Origin of the sequence: Curtobacterium sp. MCPF17_046 (assembly GCF_003224295.1) — a bacterium.
Taxonomy (GTDB): Bacteria; Actinomycetota; Actinomycetes; order Actinomycetales; family Microbacteriaceae; genus Curtobacterium.
The window spans coordinates 13571-27550 of sequence record NZ_QKLB01000020.1; the positions used below are offsets into that span (position 1 = coordinate 13571).

Consider the following 13980-nt stretch of genomic DNA (forward strand, 5'->3'; position numbering starts at 1 on the left):
GATCCCGCTCGAACCGCGGAGGCGCTTGCAGCACGCCGCCTCCGCTGCCGGCCGACGCGCGGATCAGGCACGCTCCGACCGAGGTTCTGGATGCAGAATATCAGCGGACACGCGCTGCTGCAAGAGGCGGTCCTGCTCTGCGAGAATCGACGGCATGGCGACGACCGTGACGGCCCCCAGGGGCATGCGAGACCACCTCCCCGCCGACAAGGCCCGGCGGGAGCACGTGCTCGGCGTCATCCGCGGTGTGTACGCGCGACACGGGTTCGACGAGATCGAGACGCCGGTCGTCGAGGACGCCGCCCGCCTCCACTCCGGACTCGGTGGCGACAACGAGAAGCTGGCCTTCGCCGTGATGCGCCGCGGGCTGACCACCGAGGACCTGCGGCAGGCCGACGCGCCGCTGGACCTCGCCGACCTCGGGCTGCGGTTCGACCTGACCGTCCCGCTCGCCCGGTTCTACGCCTCGCACCGCGCCGAACTGCCGAGCGTGTTCCGTGCCGTGCAGATCGCGCCCGTGTGGCGTGCCGAGCGTCCGCAGAAGGGGCGGTACCGCCAGTTCGTGCAGTGCGACATCGACGTCCTGGGCGAGCCCGGGCAGCTCGCCGAGATCGAACTCATCCGGGCGACCACCGCAGCGCTCGACGCGCTCGGCATCGTCGGCACGTCGATCCGGATCAACGACCGCCGCATCCTGCTCGCGCTCCTCGCCTCGTGGGGGGTCACCGAGCAGTCCGCAGCCGACCGGGCCCTCATCACGGTCGACAAGCTCGACAAGATCGGGGCCGTCGGCGTCGCGGAGGAGCTCGGGACCACGCTCGGCCTCGACCCCGCCGCCACGGCCGACACGATCCGGGCGCTCGAGTCCGCCAACTGGGACAGCGTGCGCGGTGCCGACTGGCTCGACGCCGAGGCGTTCGCCGACCTCGAGCGACTGCGCGCGGCGCTCCCGGGCGTCGACCTCCGCTTCGACCCGACGCTCGTCCGCGGCATGGGGTACTACACCGGCACGATCTTCGAGGTCGCGCACCCCGACTTCGGGTACAGCCTCGGTGGGGGCGGCCGCTACGACGGCATGATCGGGCGCTTCCTCGGGCAGGACGTCCCGGCGGTCGGGTTCTCGCTCGGGTTCGAGCGGCTCGTGGACCTCGTGTCGCTGCCCGGTTCGGCCGAGTCCGACGCCGTCGTGCTCGTGTACGACAAGGACGTCGACCCGGTCCGGTTGGCCGCGCTGAAGGCCGAGGCACTGGACACGCACCACCGCGTGCGCCTCGAGAAGCGCACGAAGAACATGAAGAACCTCCTCGCCGGACTCGCGGAGCAGGGCTTCGGCTCGTTCGCCACCGTCGGGACCGACACCACGTCGCTCGACGGCGTGGAGTTCCGTCCGCTCGCCTGACGGACTCCTCCCGGTCATCCACAGCCAGGCGTCGCGGTGCAGCGGCGTCGCTAGGATCGACAGCGCAACCACCACAACCCAACGACAGGGAGTTCCCCGTGGCAGTGATCGATGCCGTAGGCGCACGCGAAGTCCTCGATTCCCGAGGCAACCCGACGGTCGAGGTCGAGGTCCTCCTCGACGACGGTGTCGTCTCGCGCGCCCTCGTCCCGTCCGGTGCCTCCACCGGCGCCTTCGAAGCGTACGAGCTGCGCGACGGCGACGACTCCCGGTACGGCGGCAAGGGCGTGCTCAAGGCCGTCGAGGCCGTGCTCGACGAGATCGGCCCGGCGCTCGAGGGCTTCGACGCCACGGACCAGCGTCTCGTCGACGCCGCGCTCATCGAGCTCGACGGCACCGAGAACAAGTCCCGCCTCGGCGCGAACGCCATCCTCGGCGCCTCGCTCGCCGTGGCCCGCGCCGCGGCCGATTCGGTCGACCTGCCGCTGTTCCGCTACCTCGGTGGTCCGAACGCGCACACGCTCCCCGTGCCGCTCATGAACGTCGTCAACGGCGGCGCGCACGCCGACACCAACGTCGACATCCAGGAGTTCTTCCTGGTGCCGTACGGCGCCGAGTCCTTCTCGGAGGCCCTGCGCTGGGGCGTCGAGACCTACCACGCCCTCAAGGGCGAGCTGAAGAAGCAGGGCCTCGCGACCGGCCTCGGCGACGAGGGCGGCTTCGCGCCGGAGCTCGCCTCGAACCGCGCCGCGCTCGACTTCCTCCTCGCGGCGATCGAGAAGGCCGGCTTCACCCCGGGCAAGGACATCGCGCTGGGCCTCGACGTCGCCAGCACCGAGTTCTTCCACGACGGCAAGTACTCCTTCGAGGGCAAGCAGCTCTCGAGCGCCGAGTTCACGCAGTACTTCGTCGACCTGGCCCGTGACTACCCGCTCGCCACGATCGAGGACCCGCTGGCCGAGGACGACTGGGAGGGCTGGACCCACCTGACCGCCGAGCTCGGTTCGAAGCTGCAGATCGTCGGCGACGACCTGTTCGTCACCAACCCGACGCGGCTCCAGCGCGGCATCGACGAGAAGGCCGGCAACTCGATCCTGGTCAAGGTGAACCAGATCGGCACGCTGACCGAGACCCTCGACGCGGTCTCCCTCGCGCACCGCCACGGCATGACCGCGATCCTGTCGCACCGCTCCGGTGAGACCGAGGACACCACGATCGCGGACATCGCGGTCGCGGTCGACGGTGGTCAGATCAAGACCGGCGCCCCGGCCCGCTCGGACCGCGTCGCCAAGTACAACCAGCTGCTCCGCATCGAGGAAGAGCTCGGCGACGCGGCGGTCTACGCCGGCCGCTCCGCCTTCCCGCGTTCGGCTTCGCTGTAACCCAGCACCCGCCGAGACGCCGTCCTCCGTTCGGAGGGCGGCGTCTCGCCGTTCCGCGGAACGGACCCGCCCGCGCGTGCCACCGACTCACGCGAGCCGCCTCGTCTGCGCGAGACGCCCTGTCCGCGCGAGCCGTTCCTCCCGTCTGCGCGAGCCGTTCCTCCCGTCTGCGCGGGACGCCCCGTCTGCGCGAGACGCCCCCGTCTGCGGACGACGCCGCGGTGCGCGCGAGACGCCTCCGAATTCGGCGGCGTCTCGCCGAGGTGGCGGCGGTTCGGCGGCCCGGCGGCGTCTCGTCGGTCAGTTGACGTCCCGGGGCCCGAGCCAGCCGGGAGACCCGGGCCCCACCTCGAGGTCGGTGGAGCGTGACGCCCCCGTCTGCGTACGACGCCGCGGTGCGCGCGAGACGCCTCCGGATTCGGCGGCGTCTCGCCGAGGTGGCGGCGTCTCGGCGGCCCGGCGGCGGCCCGTCGGTCAGTTGACGTCCCGGGACCCGAGCCAGCCTGGAAGCCCGGGCCCCGCCTCCAGGCAGGTGGAGCGTGACGCCCCCGTCTGCGCGTGAGGCCGCGGTGCGCGCGAGACGCCTCCGGATTCGGCGGCGTCTCGACGAGGTCGCGGCGTCTCAGCGCGGCGGGGGCGTCTCGGGGACCGAGCCGGACTGGAGGCGCGGGGCGCGGGGCGCTTCCAGCGTCGGCAGCCGTCGCTGAGAGGGTGCGCAACGCGCGCGCGGCGGGATGCCGAGCCCCGACGGCCGCGTTATCGTCGTCGTCGTGCCCAGCCAGAAGCCCCGCGTCCGCCGCGTCCCCGTGGCCATGCCCGAGGGAGCGACCTCGGGACAGCCGTGGTACCGGTCGCTGCACTTCTCCGGGTTCAGCTTGCTGATGCTCGCGATCATCGTGCTCTTCGTCGTGGTGCTCGCCCCCTCGCTCCGCACGCTCGTGCAGCAGCAGGACCAGATCACCGACATGCAGCGGCAGGTCGCGGCGCAGAAGGCCGACGTCGCGCAGAAGAAGCACGACGTGGCGCGCTGGGACGACCCCGCTTACATCGAGGCACAGGCGCGCGACCGCCTGCTCTACGTGTACCCGGGCGAGGAGAGCTACCTGGTGATGGGCAGCGAGGCCGGCGCTTCGGCCACCCCGGCGCCGAGGACCGAGTCCGGCACCCCGGTCAGCTCGACGGTGCAGACGCCGGACGTGGACTGGGTGCGGTCGATGCTCTCGTCCGTCCTCGAGTCCGGGCTGTCGGACGAGACCGATGACGAACTCGAGCGCCGCGGCGACACCGGTGACGGCAGCGGCAGCGACACCGACCGCGGGACGGACAGCGGCTCGTCCCCCGAGTAGGGCCGACGCGCGGAGTCGGGTAGGCTCACGTGCCCGTGACGACCCCTCCGTTCGACCCGCCGACCGCGCACGACGTGCAGGTGGTGACCGCCCAGCTCGGACGCCCCGCCCGTGACGTGATCGGCATCGCTGCTCGCTGCGTCTGCGGCAACCCGACGGTCGTGTCCACGAAGCCCCGCCTCGGCAACGGCACCCCGTTCCCGACGCTCTACTACCTCTGCCACCCGGCAGCCACCGCAGCGGTCAGCACCCTCGAGGCGAACCAGGTCATGCCCGAGCTGGCCGCCCTCCTCGAGGACGCGGACACCGCTGAGCAGTACCGCCACGCGCACCAGGCGTACCTCGACGACCGTGAGTCGATCGAGCACGTCGAGGAGATCGCGGGCATCAGCGCCGGTGGCATGCCCACCCGCGTGAAGTGCCTGCACGCGCTCGTCGGGCACGCCCTCGCCGCCGGACCCGGCGTCAACCCCATCGGAGACCTCGCGCTGGAGCGCGCGGACTGGTCGCCGTCTCGGTGCGAATGCCGGGCCTATGATGAGGATGCAGACGCCGGAGTCGGGGTGGGTGGCGGCGAGTCCTGACCAGCCGCCCAGCAGTCCAACCACCCCAAGGAGATCACCAACCGTGCCCAAGATCCTCGTCGTCGGCGGCGGCTACGCCGGCTTCTACACCGCATGGAAGCTCGAGAAGCACCTTCGCAACGGCGAAGCCGACGTCGTCATGGTGGACCCGCTGCCGTACATGACGTACCAGCCGTTCCTCCCCGAGGTCGCCGCCGGGTCGATCGAACCGCGTCACGCCGTGGTCTCGCACCGCCGCCACCTCAAGTCGACCCGTGTCGTCACCGCGAAGGTCACCGGGGTCGACCACGCGAACAAGACCGCGACCATCACCCCCGCGGTCGGCGAGCCGTGGCAGGAGTCGTACGACCAGATCGTCATGACCGCCGGCGCCGTCTCGCGCACCTTCCCGATCCCGGGCGTCGCGGACGAGGCCATCGGCCTGAAGACCATCGAAGAGGCTGCGGCGATCCGGGACAAGATCCTCACCAACTTCGCCAAGGCAGCGAACCTGCCGGCCGGCCCCGAGCGGCAGCGTCTGCTCACGGTCGTCGTCGTCGGTGGTGGCTTCGCCGGTATCGAGGTCTTCGCCGAACTCCGCTCCTTCGTCTCGGACCTGCTCAGCAGCTACCCGCAGATCGCCTTCGAGGACACGCACTTCCACCTCGTCGAGGCGATGGGCCGCATCATGCCCGAGGTCTCGCTCGAGACCTCGCACTGGGTGCTCAAGAACCTCGCCGAGCGCGGGGCCACCGTGCACCTCGAGACGCAGCTCGCCTCGGCCGTCGGTGGCGTCTGCCAGCTCAAGGCCAAGGACGAGTCGATCGAGGTCATCGAGTCCGACCTGATCATCTGGACCGCCGGCGTCATGGCGAACCCGATGGTCAAGGGCACCGACTTCCCGCTCGAGCCCCGCGGCCGCATCACGGTGCAGCCCGACCTCCGCATCGTCGACGAGGGCACGGTCATCGCCGACGCCTGGGCCTGCGGTGACGTCGCGGCCGTCCCGGACCTCACCGGTGGTGGCGTCGGCGGCATGTGCGTGCCGAACGCCCAGCACGCGGTCCGTCAGGCCAAGCAGCTCGCGAAGAACCTCGTCGCGACCCTGCGCGGCGAAGCCACCGTCGACTACAAGCACGAGAACCTCGGTGCCGTCGCCGGCCTCGGTCTCGGCATCGGTGTCTTCCAGTCCGGGAAGTTCGCGATGAAGGGCTTCCTGGCCTGGGGCGCCCACCGCGGCTACCACGGTCTGGCCATGCCGTCGTGGGAGCGCAAGATCCGCGTCGTCGGCGACTGGGTCTCCGGCTTCTTCCTCGGTCGCGACATCGTATCGCTCGACGACCGTGAGACGCCCCGCGCCGCGTTCGAGGCGTGGGCCTCCCGCCCGAAGCCGGCCGTCGAGGCCGCTCCGGCAGCCGAGTCCCCGGCCGAGGGCCAGCCCGCCGGTGCTGCCGGTCCCGCGTACGCCACGCCCGCCGAGGACGTCTCGAAGGCCGCCGAGCCCGTCGGCGCCGGCGAGTCCGCCAAGACCGAGTAGGCAGCGCACACCCACTGTCGAGAGGGCGGTCACCCGACGGGTGGCCGCCCTCCGGCGTCGGTAGGCTGTCCCGGCGCGGCCGCCCGTCGCCGTGCGCCCCCGTGGCCCAATCGGTAGAGGCATGCGACTTAAAATCGCCGAGATGAGGGTTCGAGTCCCTCCGGGGGTACGGAGACCGGACGGGCATCCGACTCAACATCGCCGAGATGAGGGTTCGAGTCCCTCCGGGGGTACGGAGACCGGACGGGCATCCGACTCAACATCGCCGAGATGAGGGTTCGAGTCCCTCCGGGGGTACGGAGACGGGACGGCACGCCCGCCGTACTCGTTACGCTGACCAGGTGGTCGGGATCGGGAGCGCGCTGACGAACCTCCGGGACGCGCTCCGGCGCCCCGAGGCCCACGTCGAGGTCATCGACGGCGGGACGGTCCCCGTCGGCATGCTGCTCGGCACGCTCGGCGCCCTGCTCCTCGACGCGGGCAGCTCGGTCACCGACGTCCGCTCAGCGCTCGAGAAGGCCCGCGACGCAGCGGGCGTCGGCAACGGCCTCGCCATCGGGGTGCTGCCCGCGCTCGTCATCGTCAGCGAGACCGCGACGGGCGCCGCGACGATCGTCAACGCCGAGGGCATCGAGCTCTCGTTCCGCCAGTCCGCCCGCGCGAACCGCCTGGTGCTCGGTCTGGAGCGCGGCGCGATCGCCCTCGCCGAGATCCCCGCCCGGGTCCGGAGCATCCGCCAGGGCACGCGACCACCGGCCCCGCTGCCGTGGGTGCTCGGCAACGCACTGACCTCCGCCGGGCTCGCGGTCGTGTTCCGGTGCCCGTGGTGGGCGGTCCTCCTCGCGCTGGTGGTCGGGGCGCTCGTGGGGGTCATCGGCCTGCTGCTCCGGCGCTTCCGTGAGGCCGTGGCCGTCGTGCCGTTCCTCGCGGCCTTCTGCTCGACGGCCGTCGTCGGACTCGTCGCGGCCGGCACGGGCTTCGACCACGTCCCGCTGTACGCCGTGTGCGCGCCGGTCGCGGTGTTCGTGCCCGGAGCACTCATCACGAACGCCCTGCTCGAACTCACCGCCGCCGACATCGTCACGGGGTCGGCCCGGCTCATGCAGGGGCTCATCATGCTCGGCTTCATGGCCGCCGGGATCGCGGCGGGGAGCACGGTGACCGGCCTCCGCATCGACCCGACCTCGGCGGCACTCGTCGGCGAGGTCGCGGGCATCGGCACCGACCGACCCGGTTGGGAGGCCGTCCCGGCGCTCTGGGCGTCGTGGGTCGCCGTGGTGGTCCTCGCGACCGGCATCAGCCTCGTCTTCGGATCCGGGTGGCGCCTGACGGCGGCGTCGGTCGTCGTCATGGTCACCGCCTACGCCGTCGTGTCGTTGCTCACGCCGCTCAGCGGCAGCGTCGTCGCGACGGGCCTCGCCGCGGCGCTGCTGTTCGTCGCGACGCGTGTCCTCGAACGCATCGTCCCGGTGGTGCCGGCGACCGTGTCGTTCCGGCCGGCGTTCCTGCTGCTCGTGCCCGGCACGGTCGGGCTGGTCGCGGTCGCGACGTTCGACGCCGCCGCGCTCGCGACGCCGCTCGCGACCTTCGTCAGCCTCTGCGTCGGGACGAAGATCGGCGGGCTGCTGCCCGGCCTGTTCGCCCGGTCGGCGCCGACCCACTGACCGAGGGGATCCGGCAGCCGGCGCCGGGACCACCTGGCGTCACACGACCGGTGCACGTCGTCCCGTTCTGGAGGCTCGGTCTCCGCCCGCCGGACAAGGGAGCGGACTGCGCGTGGTGGGCTTCCCGGCCGACGCCGTGCCGGTCACTGTCGGACCGGTGCCCGGTCCGTTGGGCTTGTGCGGGCCTCCCGGCCGACGCGTGCCGGTCGCTGTCGGACCGGTTGCCGCTCCGTGCGGAGCCTGCGGGCCGCCCCGCCGGCGCGCATCCGGTGCGCGCCCGCCGCCGCCACGGAACCGGTCAGGACGCGGAGGCACCTCCGCGGAGCCGGGGCCAGAGCAGGACGGCTGCCGCGAGGGCGACGACCACCGCGACCGCGGAGGCCCAGGCGACGAGCGGCAGGTGCGTCCCGGTCGGGCCGGAGTAGACCGCCGCGGCCAGACCGACGGCGACGGCCGCGAGGGCGCCGTACCGCGGACGGGACGCGGCGGCGAGGGCTGCTCCTGCCGACCCCCGGAGCGGCAGGAGCGTCACGACGAGTGCGCCGAGGCCGCCGACGCAGAGCGTGCTGGCGAACTCGGACACGAGCGAGGCGGTGAACCCGGACCCGGCCGTCACACTGTGCACGACCCATCCGACGGCGGCGAGGACGAGCAGCGTCACCGACCGCCACGTGGCGCTCCGCGCACAGGCCGCGACACCGTTCCCGAGTCGCATGGCGGCGGTGTCCACGTCGGTGCGGCCGACGGGCACCAGGAGGACGCCGACGACGAGGGCGGGGGAGAGGTCCGCGGTGCGGGTGAGGCCGCTCGCGACGACCGCCGCGAGCACGAGACCGGGTGAGACCCGGAAGGTGACGGCTCGTCGATCCTCACCAGCAGCCCACCGCGTCGCGAGCACGACACCGGCCGTGAGCACGACGACGCCGGCGAGGACGGCCAGGGCGAGTCGGACGTAGCGAGCCTCGAGGGCGATCCCGGTGCCCAGCAGCGTGGACACCGCGGCGAGCGTCGTGCCGACCGCGATCGAGACCCAGGCCGGCAGTGCGTCGTCACCGCGTGTGCGCTCGGACCGGGGCCGGTTGCGGCCCGTGAAGCCGGATGCGGGACGCGGCAGTCGCCCGCGGAGGGCGCCGGCGAGGACCCGCACCGGTCCGGCCACCAGGAGCAGGAACGCGGCGGCGACGCCGACCGCGATCGCGAGCGTGCGCCAGGAGAACGAGGACTGGATCGTGGGGACCGCGTGGTCGTACGCCGTGGCGACCGTCCAGTCACCTGCTGGGCCGGACCAGTCCGGCCGCCCGTCGTGTCGGCCGTCGGTGCCACCGCCGGGCACGCCCGCGGAGGGTGGGCCGTCGGCGGGGGCCCCCGGTCCGCCACCCGGTCCGTCGTCGGGGTCGGACTGCTGTCCTCGGCCGGGCCGGGGCGTCGGGGCCACGGCGCCGCTGCCGGAGGAGGGGCGGTCGGCGCCCGGGTCCGATCCGGACCCGTCGGTGGGCGACGGCCCGGCGGCCGACGGCCCGTTCACGCGGACCGGGACCGCGGGCGCCGCCCGGGAGGTGTTGCCCGCGACGTCCTGCGCCCCCGCGCTGATGCGGTGGGCGCCGCCACGGAGCACGTCGGCGACGCGGCACGACCACGCCCCCGAGGCCGTGACCTCCGCCCGGCACACCGCGACGTCGTCGACGTAGGCGGTCACGATCGTCCCGGGCTCCGCCGTGCCGGCGATGCGGACCGAGCGTCCGTCGACGACCGCGGACGCCGACGGAGTGCCGATGCGGGGAGCGGCCGGGGCCGTGCGGTCGATCGTGATGGTGCTCGGCGGCGAGACCGCGCTCCGGAGGTCGGAGCGGTACCCGTCGGCCGTGCTCGCGGTCTGCGTCGCCGTCACGGTGGACGGGCCGTCTGCGGGCGCACCGGGACCGACGGCCCAGGAGACGTGCCAGGTGCCGGCGGGTCCGACGATCGCGGTGCGCACAGCCGTGCTGCCGGCCCGGGTGACCGTCACGGTCGCGCCTGGTCGGCCGGTGCCCGTGACGGCCCCGGCGGTCGGTCGCCGGGTGGTGACGACCGGTGGGACGATCACGTCCGACGGAGCGGCGTCGGCGCTCGGGAGGGACGAGGTGGTCGTGTCGAGGACGGTGAAGACCTGCGCCGGTCCCGAGTGCACGGTGCCCACGCACGACCAGGTGCCGTCGGCCCTGGCGGTCGTCCGGCACACCGAGGCGGACGGGACGGCGGGGTCGGCGACGCGGACACCGTGCCCCGGGGCGGCACGGCCCGAGAAGCGCGCGAGGTCGGTCGTGAGGTCCCCGGGGTCGGCGATGGTCGGCGCCGTCGGGGCGCCGCCCGACGGCGGTGCCACGGGTGTCCGGCTCGGTGACGGGCTCGGTGCGGCGGGCGCCGGGACCGGGTTCGCGAACGTGGGTGGCTCGGTCGGCGGCGCGGTCGTGCCGGCACCGGGCAGGGTGGAGGGGACGGCGGCCACCGGTACGGCGTCGAGCGGTACCAGCACGAGGGGTACCAGGACGAGACCGACCGCAGCGACGAGCAGGCGGGCGACCGTGCCACGGCTCCGGGATCGCCGAGCCCGGGTACCGCCCCTCGCACCCCGGTGTCCCACGTCGCCCCCTGCCGTGTCCATCCCCTCCATCCCACGTGATCAGGCGCCCCGGGTCAACACCCCGCGCGGACGATCCGGCCGGTTCTGCGCCGATCGTCGCCCGAGCCGGGCGTGGTCCGCGAGCAGGGTGTGCGGCACTCGGGAATCGGCCGTGAAGATCCTCCCCCGGTGAGGGCGCTCCGACCTGCTCGGTAAGATCGTCGAGGACCTCCCTGGTCCGCCCGACGGACCCTGGTGGTCCGGCACGACCGCGGCCCGACGCGCAGAGGAGCACGACCGAATGGACACCGGACTCATCACGGCACTCATCGTGGTCGGCGTGGTGGTCGTCGTCCTCGTGGTGATCGGGATCTGGCTCTGGGTCAGTCACAAGTCGCTCGTCGCACTGCAGGGACGGGTCGACAGCGCTTGGTCGGAGATCGCCGAGCACCTGCAGCACCGTGCCGAGTTGATCCCGACGATCGTGAGCACCGTGCAGGGGTACGCCGCGCACGAGGAGTCCGTCTTCTCCGCCGTGGACCGGGCCCGCACCGAGACGCTCTCCGCCGGGGACGCCGTCGCGGCCTCCTCCGCCGAGGGGCACATGCAGAAGGCACTGAAGAGCGTCTTCGCGGTCGCCGAGCACTACCCGCAGCTCCAGTCGAGCCAGGGGTTCCTCGAACTCCAGTCGCAGCTCGTCGCCACCGAGGACAAGATCCAGTCCGCACGCCGGCACTACAACGGCGGCGTCCGCGAGCTCAACACCAAGGTGAAGTCGTTCCCCACGTCCACCTTCGCGAAGCACCGCGGGGTCGGGCCCGCTCCGTTCTTCGAGACGGCCGAGCCCGCCGCGATCGCGGAACCCCCGCGCGTCCAGTTCTAGGCGGCTCCGTTCGTCAGCCGTCCCGTCGTGGACGGACACCCAGCGCGCCGGCCAGGTCCGCGGCGGCCGTCCCGCGGTCGGTGACCTCGACGTCGCCGAGCCCCTGCCACGCCGCTGTCCGGCGGAGCAGCGCCGCCAGGCGGTCGACGTCCACCACCGACCCGGGCTCGTGCCAGGCCGTCCTAACGTGCAGCACCCCGCGCTGCCGGTCGCTCTTCAGGTCGACGCGCCCCACGAGCGCCTCGTCCTGCAGTACCGGGAGCACGTAGTACCCGAACACCCGCTTCGGTGCCGGCGTGTAGATCTCGATCCGGTAGTGGAAGCCGAACACCCGCTCGGCACGCGGCCGGAACCAGACGACCGGGTCGAACGGGCTGAGCACGGCGTCGGCGTCGACCCGTCGCGGCACCCGTGCGTCGACGTGCATCCACGCGCGGTCCTTCCACCCCGCCACCGACACCGGGACGAGCTCGCCGGCGTCCTCCAGGTCGGCGATCGCCGCAGCGGTGTCGTCCGCGCGCAACCGGTGGTGGTCCGCCAGGTCCGCGCGGGTGCCGATGCCCACCGCGCGGGCCGAGCGTCGGACGAGTTCCCGGACGGCGTCCTGCCGGTCCGGAGCGGTCGCGAAGTACCCGGCCGGCAACACCTGGTCGGGGAGCGCGTACACCCGCTCGAAGCCGGCACGGCCCGCGCTGACGACGTCGCCCCACCGGAAGAGCTGTTCCAGCCCGTGCTTGACGTCGCTCCAGCCCCACCAGGGGCCCCGGCGCACGTTCGACTCGTGCTCGACGGCGCTCGCCGGCATCGGCCCCTGCGCCGCGAGCAGCGCGAGGAGCTCACCGCGCACCCGGGCGGTGCGTTCGACCCCGGCGATCCGGTTCGGCCGCGTCGCGTCCCGCTCCCGGTACGCGTCCATGCGCCAACGGAACAGGCGGAGGTCGTCGCGCGGGACGAACGCCGCCTCGTGCGCCCAGTACTCGATCCACGGGCTGCGCTGGGTGAGCGTCAGCCGGTCGAGGGCCGCCTTGTCGTAGGCGCCGAGGCGTGCGTACAGGGGGAGGTAGTGGCTCCGCTCGAAGACGTTGACGGAGTCGATCTGCAGCAGGCCGAGACGTGCCGCGCCGGCCGCCACCGTGCGCGCGGTGACCGCTTCCGCTCGGGGCCGGCCGAACCCCTGCGCGGCCAGGGCCACCCGGCGGGCCTCGGAGGCGGAGAGCGTGGTCCTGACCATGGGGGAACGCTACCGACGGCGCCCGACACCGCGTGCCGATCCGGTCCGTGCCGCGCCCGGTACTCCTGCGGCATCGCGTGGATACAGTGAGCGCATGGCTTGGGTCAAGAAGGCGCACCCCGATCCCGTGGTCGAGGAATCGGTGCCGATCGGCATGCGGATCGCGGGGGCGTTCTCGTGGCGGGTGCTCGTCATCGCGGGCGTGATCGCGCTCTTCGTCTGGCTGATGACGATCTTCAGCGACATCCTCGTCCCCTTCCTCGTCGGCATCGTGATCTCCGCGCTCCTGGTGCCGATCTCGAACCGGCTGCAGCGGCACCACGTGCCGAAGTGGCTCGCCGTCATCCTCAGCCTGCTCGGGGGGCTCGCCGCGGTCGCAGCGCTGCTCTGGCTCGTCATCGACCAGATCATCGCGTCGTACCCCTCGCTCCGCGACCGCACGGTGTCCCAGTTCGGCAACGTCCGCGAGTTCGTGCTGAACTCCGGATTCGGGATCTCACAGGCGGACGTCGACAACTGGATCGGGGAGGCCACGACCTGGGTGCAGGACAACACCGGGACGATCCTGTCCGGTGTCGCCACTGCCGGCTCGAGTGCCACGCACGTGTTCGAGGCGCTCTTCATCATCCTGTTCACCACGATCTTCCTGCTCATCGACGGCAAGAACGTCTGGCGCTGGACCGTGCGGCTCTTCCCGCGCAAGGCCCGCGCCACCGTGGACGGGGCCGGCGTCGCGGGGTGGATCACCCTGACGAGCTTCATCCGCGTGCAGATCTTCGTGGCCTTCGTCGACGCCGTGGGCATCGGCCTCGGTGCGTTCATCGTCGGACTGTTCTTCGGCGGCATGCCGCTCGTCATCCCGATCGCCGCGATCGTGTTCCTCGGTGCCTTCATCCCGGTCGTCGGCGCGATCGTCACCGGCTTCCTGGCGGTCTTCGTCGCGCTCATCTTCAACGGTCCGCTCGCCGCGGTGCTGGTGCTCGGCGTCGTCCTGCTCGTCCAGCAGATCGAGGGCCACATCCTGCAGCCCCTCGTGATGGGCAACGCCGTCAAGGTGCACCCCCTCGCGGTGGTGCTCGGTGTGACCGCCGCGTCCGGGCTCGCCGGCATCGCCGGGGCGTTCTTCGCGGTCCCGCTCATCGCGACGCTCAACGCGATGGTCACGACCATCGCGAGCGGCCGGTGGCGGGGACTCGACTCGGAGCACGTCCGCGAAGCGACCCCGAAGCGCGGCCAGCACGGCCGCATCCAGCTCCTCCGACGACGTCGTCACCAGATCGGCGACGACGTCCCGGCACCGGGCAGCGACGCGCAGCCCGCGGCCGAGCCCGGGACCGCCAGCACGAACTGAGCGTCACGTGGCACGCGACCGCTCC

10 protein-coding genes and 1 tRNA gene are annotated in these 13980 nt (G+C 72.8%); 9 read left to right on the plus strand and 2 right to left on the minus strand.

Annotated elements, in window-relative coordinates:
• Nucleotides 1-154 precede the first annotated feature (154 nt).
• From hisS to DEJ32_RS14510, 7 genes are all read left to right on the plus strand, one after another.
• Nucleotides 155-1399: a histidine--tRNA ligase gene (gene hisS / locus DEJ32_RS14480; protein WP_110901788.1), complete on the plus strand. Its 1245-nt coding sequence runs from the start codon at nucleotides 155-157 to the stop codon at nucleotides 1397-1399.
• Nucleotides 1400-1497: 98 nt separating this feature from the next.
• Complete coding sequence (eno, locus tag DEJ32_RS14485) at nucleotides 1498-2781, plus strand: phosphopyruvate hydratase (RefSeq protein WP_110890349.1); 1284 nt, start codon at nucleotides 1498-1500, stop codon at nucleotides 2779-2781.
• A gap of 770 nt (nucleotides 2782-3551) precedes the next feature.
• Nucleotides 3552-4127, plus strand: coding sequence for a septum formation initiator family protein (locus DEJ32_RS14490; protein WP_110823980.1), 576 nt, complete (start codon nucleotides 3552-3554; stop codon nucleotides 4125-4127).
• A 35-nt stretch (nucleotides 4128-4162) separates the two neighbouring features.
• The gene (locus tag DEJ32_RS14495; protein ID WP_110823620.1) at nucleotides 4163-4711 is read left to right on the plus strand and encodes a DUF501 domain-containing protein; all 549 of its coding nucleotides are present in this window, start codon (nucleotides 4163-4165) and stop codon (nucleotides 4709-4711) included.
• Nucleotides 4712-4754: 43 nt separating this feature from the next.
• Entirely contained in the window at nucleotides 4755-6227 is a 1473-nt protein-coding gene (locus DEJ32_RS14500; protein ID WP_110901789.1) for an NAD(P)/FAD-dependent oxidoreductase, read from the plus strand.
• Nucleotides 6228-6322: 95 nt separating this feature from the next.
• Nucleotides 6323-6396: transfer RNA gene (locus DEJ32_RS14505), tRNA-Leu, on the plus strand.
• 172 nt (nucleotides 6397-6568) lie between these two features.
• Nucleotides 6569-7891: a threonine/serine exporter family protein gene (locus DEJ32_RS14510; protein ID WP_181420699.1), complete on the plus strand. Its 1323-nt coding sequence runs from the start codon at nucleotides 6569-6571 to the stop codon at nucleotides 7889-7891.
• Between the two features lie 298 nt (nucleotides 7892-8189).
• On the opposite strand, the gene DEJ32_RS14515 is transcribed toward DEJ32_RS14510, so the two are convergent.
• Nucleotides 8190-10403, minus strand: a complete 2214-nt coding sequence (locus DEJ32_RS14515; RefSeq protein ID WP_181420700.1) for an Ig-like domain-containing protein — start codon at nucleotides 10401-10403, stop codon at nucleotides 8190-8192.
• A gap of 388 nt (nucleotides 10404-10791) precedes the next feature.
• Between DEJ32_RS14515 and DEJ32_RS14520 the strand changes: the two genes are divergently transcribed.
• Nucleotides 10792-11373, plus strand: a complete 582-nt coding sequence (locus DEJ32_RS14520; protein ID WP_258367419.1) for a LemA family protein — start codon at nucleotides 10792-10794, stop codon at nucleotides 11371-11373.
• A gap of 13 nt (nucleotides 11374-11386) precedes the next feature.
• Here DEJ32_RS14520 and DEJ32_RS14525 read toward each other — a convergent pair whose 3' ends face one another.
• Nucleotides 11387-12604, minus strand: a complete 1218-nt coding sequence (locus DEJ32_RS14525) for a winged helix-turn-helix domain-containing protein (RefSeq protein WP_110901791.1) — start codon at nucleotides 12602-12604, stop codon at nucleotides 11387-11389.
• A gap of 94 nt (nucleotides 12605-12698) precedes the next feature.
• Here DEJ32_RS14525 and DEJ32_RS14530 point away from each other — a divergent pair, with 94 nt between their 5' ends.
• Nucleotides 12699-13955: an AI-2E family transporter gene (locus tag DEJ32_RS14530; RefSeq protein ID WP_258369086.1), complete on the plus strand. Its 1257-nt coding sequence runs from the start codon at nucleotides 12699-12701 to the stop codon at nucleotides 13953-13955.
• Nucleotides 13956-13980: the final 25 nt, after the last annotated feature.